The following is a 19,182-nucleotide window of genomic DNA, read 5'->3' on the forward strand; positions in this document are numbered from 1 at the left end:
GTGCCGCTGACGTCAGTTGCCGATATCACGTTTGCGCCAGGCTACGCCACCATTGTTCGTACCGACGGTATGCGGCGGGTAGCGGTCAGCGCCGATGTGGATACCAGCCGAGCCAATGCCAATGAAATTTTCGCCGCGTTCAAGACCGATTTTCTCAAGGAGATGAAAAGCCGCTATCCCGGGCTGCGTGTGGCGCTGCAGGGGGAACAGAAAAAAACACGCGAAGCCCTGGCGAGTCTTTTCATCGGGTTTCCCCTGGCCATGGTAGGTATTTTTATCATCATCGCCAGCATGTTCCGGTCCTACGCCCAGACGTTTGTCATCATGTTCACGGTCCCCTTTGGCATCATTGGTGCGGTGTTCGGGCATATCCTACTGGGGTATAACCTTACCATGATGAGCCTTTTCGGCATCGTGGCGCTTGCCGGCGTGGTGGTTAACGATGCCATCGTACTCATCGAAAGGGTCAACGAAAACCTTGCCGCCGGCATGGCGTTTTTTGAATCCATCATCAAGGGTGGGGCGAGGCGATTCCGGGCGATTTTTCTGACCACCATCAGTACTGCGGGAGGTCTGCTGCCCCTGATTGCCGAAAAGGACTTGCAGGCGAAGTCCCTGATTCCCATGGCCTTATCTCTGGCGGCCGGGGTCATTTTCGCCACGGTGCTGACCCTGGTGCTGATCCCCAGCCTGATGGCGATTTTAAATGATCTGCGGCTGCTGTTGTATCGGCTGCATCGCGGAACCTGGCCCAGACGGGTTGCCGTGGAGCCGGCCCGGAATCGGAACCGTAAACTGAATGAGGCCATTTCAAAGCTGCACCAACCGGATATCAGCCAGAGCGAGTATTCCATTCGACAGGTGGAAGCTCAGTCGGGAGGTTTTTCATGAAAATATATCCTATGATCATTTTGCTCTCCATTTCCTGCAGTATCCCTTTCATGACGATTCATAGGGTTGAAGATAAACAGGCTGAAGCACGTGCAACACACGGTTTGACGGACGTATCTAGGCGGAAGGTCGAGTTCGACTATCTACGTGCATTTGTTATTATCCTCGTGTTGTTCGTTCATGCGTCTCTCGCCTACACCACATCTGCTTTCATCAATTTTGAGAATCCGATCGCGAACTCCAATCCGGTCGTAGACGAACAGCGCTGGATCGGATTTGATATGATTGTGGCGTTAAACGAAACGTTTTCCATGTCGCTGCTGTTTTTTGTTTCCGGCATATTTGTTTGGCAGAGTTTGGTAAGGAAGGGTGGCCGGAAATACTTTGGAGATCGCCTGAAAAGGCTTGGCCTTCCCTTTGTCATCGGTGTTTTTTTCCTGATTCCCCTGGCATACTACCCCGCGCTGCTTGAATTGGGGCGGATTACTGAAAAGGACACCAGCTATGGTGTATTTTGGCTCGGAATGGTCCGATCCGGCTTTGGAACTGCCGGCCCGCTCTGGTTCTTGTGGCTGCTACTGGCATTCAACTGCCTGTCTACCTTTTTGTACCGAGTAACTCCCCTCCTTGGAGGTGTTTTCAGAGGTCAGTTGAATATTATTCTTGGTCGCCCCGTAGCGTTTTTTGGTGTACTGCTTGGAATCTCAATAATTGTGTACCTGCCTGTTGCAATCATTTTCGGGCCGCTGCGGTGGATTGGCCACGGGCCCTTTCATGCACAGGCTGGCCGGATATTGCTTTACCTGGTGTACTTCCTAACGGGCACTGCGGTCGGGGCAATCGGCATTGACCGCAGTGTCTTCAAAACTGACGGCGCACTCGCAAAGCATTGGTGGGAGTGGGTAGCTGTTGGCCTGATGTCTTTTACCGTTATATTTTCCCAATATCGCCACAACTATTGCAACCCAATATCCAGTTCCTCACTGATCAAAAGCGATAATTCCAAGAATGACTTCCTTGTTGCATTGAGCCAATCTGATAAATCCATATTGTTTTGGGTCATCGCTTCGTGGATTTGAATCGAATCCTGTGATGGAATCATTCCCAGAAGTCTTGATAATGTGGCAATTTGCATTTTGATTCCCATTTTACGGTCTTCACTTTTTTCTTGTGCGTCACTCATTTTACGATTTCCTTTCTCTTTTTTTCCAAAGCATCCTTTTCCAACGCCGTTAGCGGGCCTTAGACGGATTTACCAAACAGGCTCTAAATTTATTTTCCATTCTTTCTGTATGGTTTGTAAAGCGTGCCGAAGCGTTTTCCAATAGGGGGGGCTTACTGGAGCGCTTGCGCAAAAACGAGTATGCTTTGAACGCGCTGACAAAGGGACTATTTTGCTGAATGAAATCGGTGGGCTGCCACCGGCTGCGCAGGTGAGACTGAGACTCCTGAGCGTTCTGCAGATCAGGGAGATTGAACGGGTTGGCGGGACAATGACGATTCTCTTGAATATACGGATTATTGCCGCCACCAATCGAAACCTGGAAGAGATGGTGAAGAAAAAACGATTTTGTGTGGGATGAAACAGGCCTCCCCGGCATGGACCCGATGTCCAGGCCGGGGATAAACGAGCCGATCCATGTGATGCGATGCTGCTTTCTTAAACGATAATCAAATCACCTTGTATGGGGTTTAGCCTGCGGTGACCGCAATCTGGCGTGGCATCGCTTTTTCAGCCTTGGGCAGCGTCAAGCGAAGCACACCGTCATCAAGCTTGGCCTCGATCTTCGATTGGTCGATTGCCTCTGAAAGTGTAAACTGCCTGGCATACCTGCCGATTTCAAATTCAACGATAACATTCTTCTCGTTGTCATCCTTAAAAGGCTTAACCTCTCCGGTAAGACTCAGCACGCTGTCATTCAGATCAATAGTGATGTCTTCGGGGGCCACACCAGGCATATCCGCAAGCAGCGTGATTTGACGTTCATCTTCGAAAATGTCTACCTCCGGTGTAAAGATGATGCCGGGTCTGGTCTGCTCCGCCGGGCTGGCGACCTCTTGCTTGTTTTTTACCTGAAGTTCTTTAAGGTCAGTCATTTCTCATCCCTCCCTTCAATAAAACAGTCTTTAATTGATTGTGATTTGCCTTGGTTTGGCTTTTTCTGCCTTGGGGATGGTTATGGTAAGGATACCATTGACCATTTTGGCGGCCACATTGTCAGCATCGACATCTGCGGGCAGTCCGATGACACGGGAAAATTTACCGGCATCGCGTTCTTTGCGATGGTAGCGGATCTTTTCTCCTTCAGCGGATGTTTTCCGCTCACCGGTGATGGTCAGGTTTTTTCCCGTAACGCTGATCTCCAATGCATCGGCCTTGAATCCGGGAAGCTCTGCGCGCACGTAAAAATTGTCCTTGTCCTCGGTCAGGTTGATTGCAGGGAATACCCTGGCCGGCTGCCAGGCCAAACCCGGCCTTCCCATCGCACGTCGGGTCAGTTGATCCATTTGACGGGACAGCCGATCGAAATCGGCGAACGGGTGTCTCCAGCCTACGGACGGAAAATCAAAAAGTCTTCTTGCAAACATGGTCTTTACCTCCCTTATTTTTCTGTTTTTAATTACTAAAAAATTTTTGAAATTAAAGTAATATAAAAAATAGTCTTGTCAAGGGCGTGGGGGCATTTGTTTTAACTTTTTGGCAAAATTGTGATGGCTGTATATAATGTTTAATGATTACAAGAAGATGGTGAGGATTAATCCTTGGGGTGAATGATCTGATTGGGCACTTTCAATAAGGAAGGGGGTTATGGAGATGGTTGCCTTTAGCGGAAAACAGAACCCAATAATCAGCGAGACCTCGGATCTTTATCTAATATGTAATGTCAATATAAGTAATGTTGACCTGATGAATCCATTAACAGAATAAAAGACAAAAACATAGGCAAACCTTTCTTTGAAGCATTTTATACGGAAAATGCATAAGGAATGGGCGGATGGTGTTGATATCCCTCCAATTCGAAATCATCCAGCGTGACCCAGGTTTCCAGATCGTCCAGTGAATTTATGTCCGGATTGATTTTCAATTTTGGTAGTGGGTAGGGCGTGCGTTTGAGCTGAATGTTTTTCACCTGATCCAGCTGGTCTTCATAGATGTGTGCATTGACGATTTTGTGATAGGCTTTGGCCGCTTTTTTGCCGGTGATCTGGGCCATGATCATCAACAACCAGCCTACCTGAACCTGGTTGAATCCGTGCCCAAGGGGCAGATCGTCCGAGCGTTGATAGCTGGTCAGATACAAATGCTCTCCCAGCAAACTGAACGTGTGGGTGTGCATACAAGGGGCCAGGCAGGCGCGGTCCAGCTCACCGGGATTGTAAAAGGTCATGATTTCGCACCGGTTATCGATGCCCTTGGACAAATCATCGACAATTTTACGTAACTGGTCGATTTTTTTGCCTTCTGGATTGTGCCATCCCCGGCCCTGCACCCCATAGCAGCGCCCCATGTCATCGTCGCCTTCGCGAAACGGGTTGGCCAGCCATTGGGCATTCTCATTGGCGTTGGCATTCCATGTATTGCATCCAAGCTCGCGAAACTGTTTGGCGCTCTGATAACCGCGCAGATAGCCCAGCATTTCGGCAATGGCCGGTTTCCAGAACAATTTTTTGGTGGTCAATACCGGTAAGGTGCCATCGCTGACATCATATTCAAGATCTACATTGATAACCGTTATACATCGTTTTCCGGTACGGGTGTTTTCGATCCAGACGCCTTCGTCGATGACCCGCCTGCAAAGCGCTAAATATTCTTTCATCGAAGATCAGACTCCCTGTTATCCAAGCTTCAGGTTAATCAGAAGGTGCCCTTAATTTTAGCGTAATTTATCCGATCTGAAAACCATTCAAAAATAACCAAGGAAAAAGGAATGGATCAAAGATTGCGACAAATCGGGCATTGGCAAAAAAAGGTTGATATGATCAGATCCATCATAATAAGTCACAATTGACGGATTCGTAAAAAGCCCGATATCAGGCGAATTGGCCATTTATGGATCGACACTGATTAGAAGGGAGCCATGCATGGACCTGAAAGGATCTCAGACCGAAAAGAACCTGCTACTGGCTTACACCGGGGAGTCCAACAACAGAAACATGTACTCCTTACTGGACCTGATAAAAAAGGGCCGTATATTTCAACGGGATCAGGCCGTGACATGGAAATGCAGGCTGTGCGGTTATGTGAAAGCAGATACATCACCTCCATTTAGTTGCCCCATCTGCGAATGCAGTCGTATTTTTTTTGAAGTCCGGGTTCAGGAGTTCTAGTACCATGAACAAATTCCAGGCCATGGCCCAGATCATGGCAATTTTGTGTGAAGACGCTCAGTTGAACCCCAAAAGCCCGGTTTACAAGATTGTCAGGCAAGCGGTTTCGCAGCGGATCGATATTTTTGGACCGGATGCAACGCTCGCTCGTGTCATCGATCGCAAACCCCAGATCCTGAACCAGATCAAGGTGCTGGCCCAGTGGCAGGCAAGGGGGCGATTATTGCCGGCCCTTGAATTTTGAAAATAACCGAAGCCATACCGGATGATCAGGGTCACCGCATTTGGATTTTGGCCTTTGACATTTTTTCATTTTCAACTCGATCGTTGCCGACCAGATCAGGTGACTCAAATGCGGGCACCCTGGCCGGATGATCTCTGTACGTTGACACACCCTATGGATTGCGGCATAACAACTGAATATACCAATTCCCATTTCGATTTTACCTTAATTGCAAATCATGGAGGAACCAGCATGAAACAGGGCCGATGCCCCAAATGCGGATCTACGAATATTTATTTTGCGAAGGATCTGCCACTTAAAAGCGGTCCCTTTGGCAGCAACTCGATTCCCGTCACCCTCACAGCCCTGGCTGCCCTGGATAACTACGTATGCGTGGACTGCGGTTTGGTTGAAAGCTATGTGGCCGACGAGAGTATGCTTGAAAAAATTGCCGATAAATGGAAACCGGTTGGCAGCGATGAGGATGCTGAATAGGTCCTAATCCGCAGGCAGATTGTAATACCAACCGCCTGCTTGCTTTTGCCCAAAAAGTGCTTTTTTATCGTTGTCTACCTTTAAAACAAAGGATTTCCCATATGCGTTTTCCCTTCTCCAGCAATCGGATCCGCGGAATTCGTCATTTCGGCCTCATTTCTCGGGTGCTGATCAAACATGGGATGGGAGAAATTGCCGACCGGATGAAGGGACGCACCACGACCCGGATCAAATCCGGGCTCCCTGATCCCGTCCGCATTAGGCGGACATTGGAAGAGTTAGGTCCCAGTTTTATCAAGCTCGGACAACTCATGAGCACCCGCGCGGACCTGTTTCCTTCGGAATATATCGACGAGTTGATCAAGCTGCAGGACCAGGTGCCGCCAGTGCCCTTTGATGGCATCCGCGAGTTGATCGAGACCGAACTGGGCGAATCCTTGCCGGAGTTGTTTGCAAGCATTGAGGAAACCGCGCTGGCTGCCGCTTCCGTCGCACAGGTGCACACGGCAAGGCTCAAGACCGGTGAAAAGGTGGCTGTCAAAGTGATCCGGCCCGGCATTGAAAAGCGCATTCGCAAAGACATTCAGGTGATGTATTACTTCGCCGCCCGCTTCGAGCGCACTTTCGACCTGGGCCGTGTGGTGGGGGCGGTAAATCTGGTCAAGGAATTCGAGCGCACCATTTTTCGCGAACTGGACATGCTTATCGAGGCCGGCAATATCGAACGTTTTTCGAAAAGCTTCCAGGACGTTGATGAAATATACATCCCCAAAGTCCACTGGGATTACACATCCCGCTCGATCCTTGTCATGGAGCATATTGACGGCATCAAAATGGACCGTGTGCAGGAGATCAAGGACCAGGGGATTGATCCCAAGGAAGTCGCCATGATCGGTTTGCGGTCTTTTTCCCGTCAGCTCATGGAGGCCGGTATCTTTCATGCCGATCCCCATCCGGGCAATACCCTTGTGATGTCCGATGGCCGGGTGAGCCTGGTTGATTTCGGTATCGTCGGCTACCTGGACGAGGAAACCATGATGCAGATTGCCCATCTGTTTCTCGGGTTTTCCGAGCACGATTACGACATGGTCATGGAAGCCTTCGAGTCCGCCGGTCTGGTCAATCCACGTGCCATGGATATGAAGAATTTTCGTACGGATCTCAAAGACATGGCCGAGCCCTTTTACGGCCGCTCGCTGAAAACCATTTCGGTCAAGGATGTCTACGATCAGGTGATGCGCCTGGTGTTCAAGTACCGTATCCGGCTGCCCCGCAATTTACTGCTGCTTTTTAAAACCTTTATTCAGACCGAGGCCCTGGGCAAGATTCTGGGATCGGATGCCAGTTTGTTGGAGGTCACCAAGCCCTATGCCACGCGGTTGCTGCAAAAAGGCCTCGAGGCCCACAAAGTGATCAAGAACGTGGGACGGGACGCCAAACTGTTCGGCGGTTATTTGCGCCAGGTACCCCATTTGGCCCACGGTCTGTTCAAGCGCCTGGCTACCGAAGCACCGCAGTTCGAAATCTCCCACGCCGGGCTGGAAGACCCCTCCAAAAAAGTTGAAAACAGCCTCAATCGCCTGACCCTTGGTATTGTGACCGCCGCTTCGCTGATCGCTGCATCCTTGATCCTTAACTCCACCCGAAAAATCCTCGTTTTTAAAGTCGATTTTTTTGGGCCGCAAACGATCTCGCTCACCGACCTGCTCGGCATTAGCGGGTATATCATTGCGACCGTGCTGGGCCTGTGGCTATTTTTTTCTATTATTCGATCTGGAAAAATGTAGCCCCTTGCACTGCTGAAGAATTTCCGCACAACTCAAGTCCTTGCCTGCCTTTACCGATATATTTTTCTACTAAAGCGTTGCCCATTGCTGTCCGGCGGATCAGCGATTTTGTTGCTCAAGTGGCCTCCGGCCTGCTTCATGTTGGATAAGGCTTCCTAAAACTGAAATGCCCCCTTTGGCGCGATCTGATATTCGCAATTTTTTATACCATGCTTGTCCACAGAATAGGCCAATCCAATGGTTTTTGATGGGCGATCGATACGCACAAATAGATCCAACCGTTACCATCCACCCAAAGGTGAATAAACAATGACGAAATCAGCATCCGATAGGACTCTCGATATCATCGGCAAAGGCTTGATGATGTTGTTTACCACATTCAGTTTGCTATTTTATCTATCCCGGCTGGGGATGGCTCAAACCCAGGATCTAACCGAGATGAGCATCGAGGAGTTGATGAACATCCAGGTGACCTCGGTCAGCAAAAAAGCCCAGCATCTGTCCGACAGTGCCGCAGCCATTTTTGTCATCACCAATGATGATCTGCGTAAATCCGGGGTGACCAGCATAGCCGATGCGTTGCGAATGGTGCCGGGACTCAACGTAACCCGTATCGATTCGAATAAATGGGCGATCAACAGCCGGAGTTCAACGAGTCGATTTTCCGACAAGCTGTTGGTGTTGATGGATGGCCGCAGTGTCTACACCCACTATTTTTCGGGTGTGTATTGGGAAGTCCAGGATATCATGCTGCAGGATATCAAGCGGATCGAAGTCATTCGTGGACCGGGGGCAACCCTGTGGGGGGCCAATGCGGTCAACGGCGTCATCAACATCATTACCAAATCGGCGGCAGATACCCAAGGTGCGTTCATGTCGGCCGGTGGCGGCAGCATTGAAAAAGTCTTTGCCGAGGCACGCTATGGTGGGCGAATCGGAACCGATTCCTACTATCGGGTATATGCCAAAGGCTTTGAACGCGGTGAATTTGAATTCATCGACGGTGAAGACGCCGGTGATGAATGGGGCATGCGGCAGGGCGGATTTCGGTTCGATTCCAGGCTAAATGCCAGCGATGGCCTGACGGTACAGGGAGACGTCTACGATGGGGATATCGACCAGAAGTTATACCTGCCCACAACAACCCCTCCTTTTATATCGACTGTGGACGATGAAACGGATGTGTCCGGCGGTAACCTGCTGGGTCGATGGCAGCGGACATTCTCATCTACCTCCGATCTAACCCTTATGGCCTATTATGACCGCAGCCGGCGTAAGGAGGCGTGGACCGATCAGGAGCGGGATTCATTCGACCTTGACATTCAGCATCACTTCAGGATGGGTGAGCGGAACAACATCATCTGGGGCGCACGTTATTATTGGACCAATGACGAATTCGGCAATACCTCGATCATTACCCTTGATCCAACGACGCGGACCGACGAGCTGTTCAGCGTTTTCCTGCAGGATGAAATTACCCTTTACAGGGACCGCCTGTGGCTGACACTGGGGTCCAAGTTTGAGCATAACGATTACACCGGCTTTGAGATGCAGCCCAGCGGTCGCCTGTTTTGGGCTGCTGCCGATGAACACAAACTATGGGCTGCTGTATCGCGTGCCGTACGGACGCCGTCACGCATAGAAAGTGATTCAACGTTGGTCAATGATGTTGTACCGCCTTCCAGCAGTTCGCCTTTACCCATCGCCTTGACACTGGTCGGCAATGAAAATTTCGAGGCGGAAGCGTTGATTGCCTATGAACTCGGATATCGATTCTTGCCCGATCCGGTATTTTCCCTGGACCTGGCCCTGTTTTACAATGACTATGACAACCATCGATCCGCCGAGACAGGCACCCCGACATTCCAAGGGACATATATCAAACAACCCGTGAATCTCGGTAATAACTATTCCACCCACACGTATGGCGGTGAAGCAGCCGTGGGATGGCAGGCGCGCAACTGGCTGAAGCTGGACCTGGCCTACAGCTATCTGGAATGCAATTTTGAGGACTCGAATCAATTGGGTCGGGCGCCCAGACACCAGATTTCCCTTCGCTCGGCGGTAAAGCTCCACGCCGATGTCGATCTGGACGTGTGGCTGCGTTACATGGATGATGCGACCACGGTCAACGTGGACGATGCGGATTATTTCTACGCCATCGATGATTATCTGACCCTCGACCTCAGGCTGGCCTGGCGGCCCATACCATCGCTTGAACTGTCTATTGTGGGACAGAATTTACTCGACAGCAACCACCTGGAATTCGTTCAGGAGGCCTATTCGAGGCCTACTGACGTGCCCCGCAGTGTTTACGCAAAAATTTCTTACGGATTTTAAGCATGTTGATGAAAAAACGAGGGCATACTGTGTGGATAGTGGGCCGGCTCCGTTTTTCGAGGCTGCTTTTATTTTTGCTCCTGTTTTGTTTTTTTGGCGCCGTGCCCGCCAGTGCCGGCAACATGGACCCCGCTGCGCTTAAGGCGGCGTTTGTTCTGAATTTTGCCCGGTTTACCACTTGGCCGGATGATGCGTTCAGGGATGACACCGCACCAATCGATTTGCACGTCTATGGCGGCCAAAAAACATGGCAAGCGTTTCGCAACATTGATGGACAGCAGGTCGGCACCCGTAAAATTCGCGTTCGATTGATGAAACCGACCGAAATGGTCGATAAATGTCATATCATGTTTTTTGATCATGATGTGGACCGTGATGACCTGACCACTGCACTTGCGGCAACAAAGCTTCAGCCGGTGCTGACCGTTGGTGAAACCTCGAACTTTATCAATCTTGGTGGAATTATAAATCTTTTTAGTAAGAGCGGTCGTTTGAAATTCGAGATCGAGCCTTCGCGGGCCAAAAGAGGGGGGCTTCGAATCAGCTCCCGGCTGCTCAAATTAGCGATCATATTGGATGACTGATCATGTCCGAACGTTTTTTCAAGCTGTCAAAACCTTTTTTTTCGATCAAGGACAAGCTGCTGATTCTGCTCAGCCTGACTGCCGTGGTGACCCTCCTGTTGGTGACCACGGCGCTGGTCATCAACGAAAAGGTCAGTTCCAGGGAAAGCATTGTTATTGAAATGCGTTCAATGGCGGATGTGTTTGCCCTGAATGTGGGGGCGAGTTTGCTGTTCAATGACGCCCTGACTGCCGAGGAGGATTTGTCCACCTTATCCGCCAGGGAAACCATCGTCGCCGCCATTTTATACGACAAGGATGGGCAGGCTTTTAGCCGATACGATTCTCCTTCAAGGGATGCTTCATTTCAAGTTGGCGCCTTGGTGGATCGCTATCCGGATAAACGCACGCGAATTCGCCATCTGCTATCGCCAACAGGACTGTCATTTATGGCCGACGGGTATTTGCATGTGATTCGGCCCGTGACGGTGAACAAAAAAATCGTGGGGGCGATCCATCTGATCGATAACATGCAACAGATGCATGCTCGGCTGAATTCCTTTTATCAGGTGGTGCAATATACCGTATTGGTTACGTTAATGGTTGTGCTGCTGTTGTCCACCCTGATGCAGAAAGTATTTACCCGACCGCTTTACAGCCTGGTTGATTCCATCGAAACGGTGATAAAAGAGAAAAACTATTCCGTCCAGGTCCCCAAACCTAGCAATGACGAATTTGGTATTCTGATTGACCGTTTCAACGACATGATCAACGAGATTCGCAAACGGGACCAGGAACTCAAAGATTACAGCGCTGATCTGGAAAAACGGGTTGAAGTACGCACTGCGGATCTTTCTGCGGCAAAAAATGAATTGGAGTCTATGGTTGTTTCTCTTGAATTGGCCAAAGCCGCCGCCGAAGACGCCAACCGGGCAAAATCCCAGTTTTTGGCCAACATGAGCCATGAAATCCGAACGCCCATGAATGGTGTGCTGGGTATGGCCGAGTTGCTGCTGCAGACTCCCCTTGCAGAAGAGCAGCAACGATTTGCCAATACGATTCAAAAATCGGGTGAGTTGCTGCTCAACATCATCAATGACATCCTGGATTTTTCCAAGATCGAGGCGGGTAAGCTTGAACTGGAAACGATTGATTTCGATTTGCGTCTTTTGGTGGATGATGTGACCCAGCTGCAGGCGTCGCGGGCCCATGCCAAGGGGATCGAGCTGGCCGTGGTGTTTCCAGAAGAGGCGGATGCCTACCTCAAGGGTGATCCGACGCGAATTCGTCAAGTGCTTACCAACCTGGTTTCCAATGCGATCAAATTTACCGAAAACGGTGAAGTGGTGGTCAGTATATCGACGACCCGTTTAGCGGATGATCGGGTGATGTTGGATGTGGCCACCCGTGATACGGGGATCGGAATCAGCCAGTCGGATCTTGAGCGGCTGTTTAAACCGTTCTCCCAGGCGGATGGGTCCACCACCCGCAAATATGGCGGAACCGGCCTGGGGCTGGCGATTTCATCGGAAATCATCACCCTCATGGGCGGCCAGATGGACTGCCGGAGCCAGCCCGGTGAAGGCTCCACCTTTTTCTTCTCTGTTGAGATGCCGCGTAGCGAAAAACACAAACAGCGTAATCCCGCGAAGGAAGTGGCCATCCTGGAGGGACGACGCGTGCTGATTATTGATGACAATGCAACCAATCGGAATATCCTCCTGCACCAGACCGCATCGTTGGCCATGAAGGGGGAAAGCGCGGACGGGGGGATGGATGGGATTGCCAAACTGGCAGCGGCCAAAGCGCATGAAACCCCGTTTGATTTGGTCGTTCTGGATATGGATATGCCCGAAATGGATGGTATGGCCGTGGCCAAGCAGATCAAACAAACGCCGGGGATCGCGGATACGGCCATGATTATGCTGACATCGGTAGGGATGCGTGGCGATGCGTCAGAAGCCAGAAAATGCGGGATTTCCGCCTATCTGACCAAACCGGTGCGCCAGTCCGACCTGATGGCCACGCTGGTGAACGTCATCAGCGGCAAATCAAACCGCCAGCCGCAGCCGTTGATCACCCACTATACGATTGCAGAGCAATGCCCCGGACTCGATTACCACGTGTTGGTGGCCGAAGACAATGCTACCAATCAGGAAGTTGTGCGCGGCATGCTCAAAAAACTCGGCTGCCGGGTAGACGTGGTGGCCAATGGACGGGAAGCGGTCGAGGCGGCCATGGCGCAGCATTATGACCTTGTTTTCATGGACTGCCAGATGCCGGTTTTGGATGGATACCAGGCCTGTCGGGAAATCCGTGGTCTGGAAAAAGAGAACAAAACGGGCCGGCATATTCCAATTATTGCACTGACGGCCAATGCGCTCAAAGGGGATAAAGAGAAATGCCTGGCTGCTGGAATGGATGATTACATGAGTAAACCCTTCCAGGCTGTTGCCATGCGGACCATGATTGAGCGGTGGGGCGCGGATGCGGATCGGGTGCCGGCCGATGCATTACCATCATCAGATCCCGGGACCGAGAAAACAGCGCAATCATCCGCCGAGGGGGGTGAAGCGGTGCAGCTCTCTGTTTTATATGCACTCAAGGAGCTCCAGATCGAAGGAGAACCCGATTTTATAAAAAAAGTGGTGACGACCTTTCTGGGGGGAGGGGATGAACAGATCGTTCTGCTGGAGAGGGCGCTGGCCCAAAACAAAATTGAGGACATCCGTTTTATCGCTCATCGATTCAAGTCCAGCAGTGCCAATGTCGGAGCGATGCAGCTGAGTGAGTACAGTCGTCAACTGGAGGCGGACTGTAGGCAGCATGCCGGTACGTCGGCGAAAGTTTTAGTACCGGCCATCGTGGCTGAGTACAAGCAGGTGAAAACGATATTGCAAGGAGAAATTGGCACCTGATGATCAAGAATACGCAACACAGACCCAAATCATTATTGCCGTCAACCTTTCAGGATATCGGTTGTCCAACCAGAATATCATCAACACGATCAGCGATGCTATTGCCGGCCTGCAGGATCAGAACCTGAATCTCGAGATCGAGATCACCGAAAACGTGTTGATGCAGGATGATAAGGACACCATCGCTACACTGCAGGAACTCAAGGACTTGAAACTCAGGATCGCTCTGGACGATTTTGGGACCGGCTATTCTTCGCTCAGCTATTTGACGTCCTTTCCCGTGGATACGATTAAGATCGACCGCTCCTTTGTTATGGGATGTACCACCGAACCGAAAAATTTGATCATCATCAAAGCGATTATTGCCATGGGGCACAGTATGGGCAAACGTATCGTTGCCGAAGGGATTGAAACCGAAACCCAATTTGAAATGATGAAAGAATTAGGATGCGATGAGGGCCATGGATATCTTTTTAAACATCCGATCCCGCCTGATGAATTTTCGGCACTGTTAGCCCAAGGCGTGCTCTGAGTCAAAGGGGGGCAATGCCTACTTTTGCCTAAACCGTTCAGACCGGCGGGCTTGCGATGTTTCTGGTTTCCTTTGAACGGTCATGGGGAAGGCGTTACAATGGGTGAACAACGAGACTCCATCAGGGAGCGAATGACTTGCTTTTGCTGCAGCGTTAGTTCATCGAAGCGTACCCCGATGCCTGCCGGATCACGGCGCACCACGGTCCCATGGATGGCGCAGGAACGCTCCAACACCGGCGAGGAAAGCGACATGACCAGCCGTTGGCCGACCTTGACGGATTGTTCCGTCTCAATATACGCGCCACCTTCGCTGATGTCGCGCATATAGCATTGATAGATCCAGTCGCTGATATCATAGTCCACACCGACGAGGCAGTCGTACCGGTCGTGTTTGCGCAGATTGGCACGTTGGCTCTGCTTTTCATCCACCATCCGTCCGCTTTCCAGCAGCAGATTCATAAGCGGGGTGGTCATTTCCCGTGTGACGTCCCTGGGCGCATAGTCGATATCGATCAATACGTTCTGCCATGTGAGAATATTCAAGGCTGCAGGCTTGGCCCGCAGTAATCCCATGCTGGCGGCCACCGGTTTGCCATCTACAATATGGATGGTTCCGACTTTGCCTTTGGCGGTCACCTGCAGGCAGCAAGAACGCCCTTCAAGCTCCATCATCTGTAGAAAAGAAGATAAGCTGATTCCCCGAATCTGGCCGCCATAATCGATCTGCAATTCGGTAAAAATGCGTTTGGTGAGCAAACTGATGTCCAGGGCCTGATCAAAATGAACAACCGACGGCATCTGCTTGATATTGGTGCGGAACATGGCCGAGGCGTTATTGGTAAGTACAATGACTCGGAGTTGTGGATGGCTTTTTGTAACCTTGGATAAAAGTTCAAACGTGTCCATTTCGGATATGTGCAGACCGGCAATCAAGATGTGAACGGTCTCCCGGGCCAGGATGGCAAGGGCTGCTTTACTGCTGGCCGCAGGGATGGTGGTCAGGAATCCGCCATGGCTTTTCAGCAAACCGACAAATGTGTGGAGCATGATTGCATCGTTGTCGACGACTACAATATTTTTCATCATAAACCAGCCTTTTGTTGATGGTGGCAAAGATGCACACAGGTTTTGCTTGTGCCTTTTTATTCGCGGAGGAAAAACGAACGGCGATGTGGTAAGCGGTCAGGGCGATCAGGACTGTCGGCACTTTGAATTGGACCCTACCAAAAGGAGCGTATCGCCCCTTTTGGCGTCGGATTGGTTACAATGGATAAAAACGATTCTGTCTTAATCCAGAGGGTTGGTCAAGCCCCTTCGGAGACGGCAAAACCGCTGGGGCCGATGCCTGTCGCCGAAGAAGTGCCGGCGATCTTCGCCAGATACACGTCGCCCAATTTTAAGATATGGTCTTTGATGTTGTCAAAGTAGTTGTAGTGCAGTTGTTCTTCATCGATGATTTGTTCAAAAAGCTTCATGCTGACACTGTCGCCGTTTTCGCGACATACCAGCAGAAACTGGTTATAGATGTCGATGGTGTCATCCTCAAGATCTGCATCAAAATGGAAAATGGTTTCCACCACCTGACCTTTTTCCACTTTCTGATCGAGATCCGAGGTCGGTTCCCCGCCCAACTCCTTGATCCGTTCGGCAAACGCTTCGGCGTGCCGCATTTCATCAATGGCGATCAGTTTGACTTTGGCGGCCAGCTCGCCATAGTCCATATCATCAAGGTTATAGTGCTGGTTCATATACTGAGAGATGGCGGTCAATTCCATGGCCCGGGCTTTGTTGAGCGCTTCAATGACTTTTTCCCTTCGCTTTTCTTTTGACTTGTTTGCCATTTGTCTCCTCCTGACGATTAATTGGGTTATAGGGGCATTGGGACCGCGCCCCTTAAAGGATGCTGTGCAGCACTTCATAGTGGTCAAAGGGGGGCATGACGCAGGCACCGGCAAACCCCTGGCGGGCAATGGCCAGCATTTCCCTTGCGTTGGCCGCGCCTTCGGCCACCGGATCAGTGGCGGCATGCATGCGTTGACGTAAGGCTTCCGGGACGGCAATGCCGGCCACCTTGGTATGCAGAAAATCCGCGTGCCGGGGGGTGCGCAAGGGCAGGATGCCCATGATCACAGGAATTCCCAGTCCCCCAATGGCACCAGCCAGTTGGTCCGCGCCGGCCCTGTCGTAGACCGGCTGGGTGACGACAAACTGGGCTCCGGCATCCACTTTGCGTTTGAGATGCGCCACCGCCTGTGCCAACCCATTGGTTTCTGGATGGGCATCGAAAACGACACCGGTGTGAAGGCCTGTCTCACGGGCCAATTGCACCAGTCCATAAACATCCAGATCACGGACCGTGGTGGTCTGCCCACGGTCCTTTAACGCTACGAAATCCCCTGTGGCCACCATTACCGTCTTGATTCCCAGCGCCTGGGCGCCCCATAGCTCTGCCTGGAGGCTCAAGCGGTTGTGGTCCCGGGTGGTGAGATGGCAGATGGCCGGTTTTTGGGTCCGCTGCTGGATCATTGCGCACATGGCCATGGCACTCATGCGGGGTTTGGCCACCGGGTTGGTGGCCACGCTGAACCCATAAACAGAAAGATTGGCCACCGATGCCAGGGCGTCCAGTATCGTTGATGGATCAGACCCGTTGGGGGGAACGACTTCAATGGTGACAACAAAACGATCGTCAAACATCTTATTCCTCTTTTTTTTATGTGGCGATCCAGTTTGCCGAATTGGCCGTCTGTCGCCGTATGCTTGTTTACGGTTTAAAGGGACAGGGGCAGCTGCAAACGAAATGTCGTGCCTTCAGTTTCGGATGAAGTAAAGCCAACCTTGCCGTTCAGGAAGGCCTCTCCGAAAAGCTTGATCGAATAAGTGCCCAATCCTCTTCCGGAGTAGGCTTTGGTACTGATATTGCGCTGAAACACACGGTCGATCACCTCTGGGGCGATCATCTGATGGTTCCACACAAAAAAGGAAAGCCCCGCGTCTTCGGGCGCTGCCCATATCTTGATGGCCTTGCCTTTGGTGGTGGCTTCCAGGGCGTTGACGACCATGTTGGTGAGGACGCGTACAACCAGGAAAAAATCCGATTTAAAAACAATTTTGCGGTGTTTGTCTGAAAAATCGATTTGCCGGTTTTTCGCCGCGGGATGCGATTCAAAGGCAATTTTAAGTTCGTTGAATATCTGATCCACGGTGATGGGTTGGGCATCGGGATGGTAATCGGCATCTGCCATTTGGGTGAGGTGTTTTTGCATTTGCACTTCCCTTGAAAGACGCAGGGAAAGCCGATGGATGCGCTCTACGATATCGCGGTTCGGATGCGTGGCTTCGTTGAGGAGAATTTCGCTGTTTCCCACCAGGCCGTAAATGATATTGCTCAAATCATGAAAAAAAACACGTCCCAACGCTTCCCATTGTTGCTGGTGAGTGATGTCCTGAACAAACAATAAGATGAACCGCCGATCATCAACCGCAATGGGGCAGGCGCGGACTTTTAGAAAAAGGTCCCGGGTGCTGCCATCAAGGTCCACCGTCATGGCGCACTCTTTCTCACTGGGCCTGTCGGTGGCAAGACAGGTGACCATGGCGATCGCGGCGCCACAGGTGGCGCAATACGCCGATGTCCCACATCCCCCTTCGTGGGCATCGCGATAGATACATTGCAGGGCCTCTCCCGGCCGAAGACCCAATGCGTTTTCAGCGTCGTGAATGCCCAAAAGCTTCAGAAACGCATCATTGAGGGCCAGGATCTGGCGGTGTTCGTTGAGCACGGCCAGCATGCCGCTGACCGTATTGAGCATCGCCTTGATGATCGGGTTGACGGATACAACTCTAATATCGGGGGTCAGGTCTTGGCGATCCAGTCGTTGTGCCGGGGCATAAAATGTTTCCATAAGCAAAGACAGATGGCGTTACCGCTATGCGTTGCTCAGCCTCGGGCGACCCGCCGATAACGGGGTGAGCAGGGGCTGGACGCGTTCAAATCGCTAAAATTCATCTCAATCTACCGTTTCAATGATTTCAGGTCAAGCACGGATTCACCCCAGGGCAGGGTAACCGCATTTGGGGTGACTGCTGTGGTCGGGAGCGATCGGGGCCCTTTGAAAATGAAGAAAAAATGCCAAAGACCAAAATCCAAATATCAATTGAAGGGTCGTATTGATTGAAAATTGGCATTCTATTTATTTTAAAAATAAAATACAAAAATGAATTCTATTGTTGTATATGTTACAATATTGTATGTATTATCGGATGGCTCCGTATCATTGAAAAATTAAAAAAAATGATTATATTTCAGTTGGTTGATCGGATTTTAGGTCGATGGCACAAAGTTTGATGATAGATATTTCCAGATCAACTACACAGAGGTGAAAAAATGATAGCAATCAATACAATTAACTGGAATAGTGAAATCTGGCGTAAAATTCTCAACAGTGTGGCGGGAAAATATAACTGCGGTGTCAATTTTACCATCCATGCCGGCCAACTGGATTTTGAAGGCGACCGTCACTGCGCGGAAGAAATCGTCAAGGAAGTGTTGGATATATTTGGCGGGACGAATTAGTTTAATATCAAGAAACGGCATCTTGCACCCGATTTCGGCGTTAGGCGGCAGATTCGAATCCTCGAAATATTAAACATATTCATCCGGTTCAAATCTGCCGCCCGCCTTGAACTCGGGCACAATCTATCATTTCTTGATGGAAACGGACTATAAAACCGAAAGGATTTTTCGTCTGCGCATCAAGCCCCCTTTTTCTGGCCTAGTTTATTTCCCCATGATCATCAACAAGGGAATAAACACCAGACCGGCCAGGGCCAGATGCAGGCCGTTGAGTATGCGCTGATACTTGTAGCGCGTCGACTCGTCGGTTTCTTCCGCGGTCAGTTTCTTAAACCGGCGATAATCATCGAGCCAGCCGGTCATCAGATCAACGGGATAGCCTTTTTCCTTTAACGTGATCTTGATCTGCTGAAATGCATGGAGGGTAAAAACGATTGCGCCAATGAGTCCGATTGCCAGCCAGTTCATGGTTATCGCCTCCTTGTCGATTGACTGGGTCGCTGTTTGTTGCCAGCAGTCTGCGTGT

At 50.7% G+C, this 19,182-nt stretch carries 19 protein-coding genes and 1 pseudogene; 12 read left to right on the forward strand and 8 right to left on the reverse strand.

Annotated features, from left to right (window positions below):
- The 3 genes and pseudogenes from Dvar_RS02785 to Dvar_RS02795 form a co-directional block, all read left to right on the forward strand.
- Complete coding sequence (locus Dvar_RS02785; RefSeq protein WP_419660210.1) at positions 1-891, forward strand: efflux RND transporter permease subunit; 891 nt, start codon at positions 1-3, stop codon at positions 889-891.
- Positions 888-1,970, forward strand: a complete 1,083-nt coding sequence (locus tag Dvar_RS02790; protein WP_419660211.1) for an acyltransferase family protein — start codon at positions 888-890, stop codon at positions 1,968-1,970. Before Dvar_RS02785 ends, Dvar_RS02790 begins: the two co-directional genes overlap by 4 nt.
- Positions 1,971-2,231: 261 nt before the next feature.
- Positions 2,232-2,474, forward strand: a pseudogene (locus Dvar_RS02795) (sigma 54-interacting transcriptional regulator); the annotation flags it as partial.
- 109 nt (positions 2,475-2,583) lie between these two features.
- On the opposite strand, the gene Dvar_RS02800 reads toward Dvar_RS02795, so the two are convergent.
- The 3 genes from Dvar_RS02800 to Dvar_RS02810 form a co-directional block, all read right to left on the reverse strand.
- Entirely contained in the window at positions 2,584-2,988 is a 405-nt protein-coding gene (locus Dvar_RS02800; protein WP_419660212.1) for an Hsp20/alpha crystallin family protein, read from the reverse strand.
- A 30-nt stretch (positions 2,989-3,018) separates the two neighbouring features.
- The gene (locus Dvar_RS02805; protein ID WP_419660213.1) at positions 3,019-3,480 is read right to left on the reverse strand and encodes an Hsp20/alpha crystallin family protein; all 462 of its coding nucleotides are present in this window, start codon (positions 3,478-3,480) and stop codon (positions 3,019-3,021) included.
- Positions 3,481-3,857: 377 nt separating this feature from the next.
- Positions 3,858-4,709, reverse strand: coding sequence for a thymidylate synthase (locus Dvar_RS02810; RefSeq protein ID WP_419660214.1), 852 nt, complete (start codon positions 4,707-4,709; stop codon positions 3,858-3,860).
- A 337-nt stretch (positions 4,710-5,046) separates the two neighbouring features.
- On the opposite strand from Dvar_RS02810, the gene Dvar_RS02815 reads away from it, so the two are divergent.
- The 8 genes from Dvar_RS02815 to Dvar_RS02850 all read left to right on the forward strand — a co-directional run bounded on the left by Dvar_RS02815 (position 5,047) and on the right by Dvar_RS02850 (position 14,078).
- Positions 5,047-5,220 carry a rubredoxin-like domain-containing protein gene (locus Dvar_RS02815; protein ID WP_419664059.1) on the forward strand — a complete coding sequence of 58 codons (174 nt, stop codon included), beginning with the start codon at positions 5,047-5,049 and terminating at the stop codon, positions 5,218-5,220.
- A 4-nt stretch (positions 5,221-5,224) separates the two neighbouring features.
- Positions 5,225-5,464, forward strand: coding sequence for a hypothetical protein (locus tag Dvar_RS02820; protein ID WP_419660215.1), 240 nt, complete (start codon positions 5,225-5,227; stop codon positions 5,462-5,464).
- A 231-nt stretch (positions 5,465-5,695) separates the two neighbouring features.
- On the forward strand, positions 5,696-5,938 hold the full coding sequence (locus tag Dvar_RS02825; RefSeq protein WP_419660216.1) for a hypothetical protein: 243 nt from the start codon (positions 5,696-5,698) through the stop codon (positions 5,936-5,938).
- A gap of 101 nt (positions 5,939-6,039) precedes the next feature.
- A complete protein-coding gene (locus Dvar_RS02830; RefSeq protein WP_419660217.1) occupies positions 6,040-7,725 on the forward strand; it encodes an ABC1 kinase family protein in 1,686 nt (561 codons plus the stop codon).
- A 309-nt stretch (positions 7,726-8,034) separates the two neighbouring features.
- Positions 8,035-10,065 (forward strand): TonB-dependent receptor plug domain-containing protein, encoded by a 2,031-nt coding sequence (locus tag Dvar_RS02835; protein WP_419660218.1) that lies wholly within the window; start codon positions 8,035-8,037, stop codon positions 10,063-10,065.
- A gap of 74 nt (positions 10,066-10,139) precedes the next feature.
- On the forward strand, positions 10,140-10,649 hold the full coding sequence (locus tag Dvar_RS02840; RefSeq protein WP_419660219.1) for a YfiR family protein: 510 nt from the start codon (positions 10,140-10,142) through the stop codon (positions 10,647-10,649).
- 2 nt (positions 10,650-10,651) lie between these two features.
- Entirely contained in the window at positions 10,652-13,546 is a 2,895-nt protein-coding gene (locus Dvar_RS02845) for a response regulator (RefSeq protein ID WP_419660220.1), read from the forward strand.
- Positions 13,536-14,078, forward strand: a complete 543-nt coding sequence (locus tag Dvar_RS02850) for an EAL domain-containing protein (RefSeq protein WP_419660221.1) — start codon at positions 13,536-13,538, stop codon at positions 14,076-14,078. Before Dvar_RS02845 ends, Dvar_RS02850 begins: the two co-directional genes overlap by 11 nt.
- An 80-nt stretch (positions 14,079-14,158) precedes the next feature.
- On the opposite strand, the gene Dvar_RS02855 is transcribed toward Dvar_RS02850, so the two are convergent.
- The 4 genes from Dvar_RS02855 to Dvar_RS02870 form a co-directional block, all read right to left on the reverse strand.
- Positions 14,159-15,166, reverse strand: coding sequence for a PilZ domain-containing protein (locus Dvar_RS02855; protein ID WP_419660222.1), 1,008 nt, complete (start codon positions 15,164-15,166; stop codon positions 14,159-14,161).
- Between the two features lie 218 nt (positions 15,167-15,384).
- Positions 15,385-15,921: a bacterioferritin gene (locus Dvar_RS02860; protein WP_419660223.1), complete on the reverse strand. Its 537-nt coding sequence runs from the start codon at positions 15,919-15,921 to the stop codon at positions 15,385-15,387.
- Between the two features lie 52 nt (positions 15,922-15,973).
- Positions 15,974-16,777 (reverse strand): methylenetetrahydrofolate reductase, encoded by an 804-nt coding sequence (locus tag Dvar_RS02865; protein WP_419660224.1) that lies wholly within the window; start codon positions 16,775-16,777, stop codon positions 15,974-15,976.
- A gap of 74 nt (positions 16,778-16,851) precedes the next feature.
- The gene (locus Dvar_RS02870) at positions 16,852-17,985 is read right to left on the reverse strand and encodes an ATP-binding protein (RefSeq protein WP_419660225.1); all 1,134 of its coding nucleotides are present in this window, start codon (positions 17,983-17,985) and stop codon (positions 16,852-16,854) included.
- A 482-nt stretch (positions 17,986-18,467) separates the two neighbouring features.
- Between Dvar_RS02870 and Dvar_RS02875 the strand changes: the two genes are divergently transcribed.
- Positions 18,468-18,656 (forward strand): hypothetical protein, encoded by a 189-nt coding sequence (locus Dvar_RS02875; RefSeq protein ID WP_419660226.1) that lies wholly within the window; start codon positions 18,468-18,470, stop codon positions 18,654-18,656.
- 204 nt (positions 18,657-18,860) lie between these two features.
- On the opposite strand, the gene Dvar_RS02880 is transcribed toward Dvar_RS02875, so the two are convergent.
- Positions 18,861-19,124, reverse strand: coding sequence for a hypothetical protein (locus tag Dvar_RS02880; RefSeq protein ID WP_419660227.1), 264 nt, complete (start codon positions 19,122-19,124; stop codon positions 18,861-18,863).
- Between the last annotated feature and the right edge of the window lie 58 nt (positions 19,125-19,182).

It is taken from the genome of Desulfosarcina variabilis str. Montpellier, from assembly GCF_048565275.1.
In the GTDB taxonomy this organism is placed as follows: domain Bacteria; phylum Desulfobacterota; class Desulfobacteria; order Desulfobacterales; family Desulfosarcinaceae; genus Desulfosarcina; species Desulfosarcina variabilis.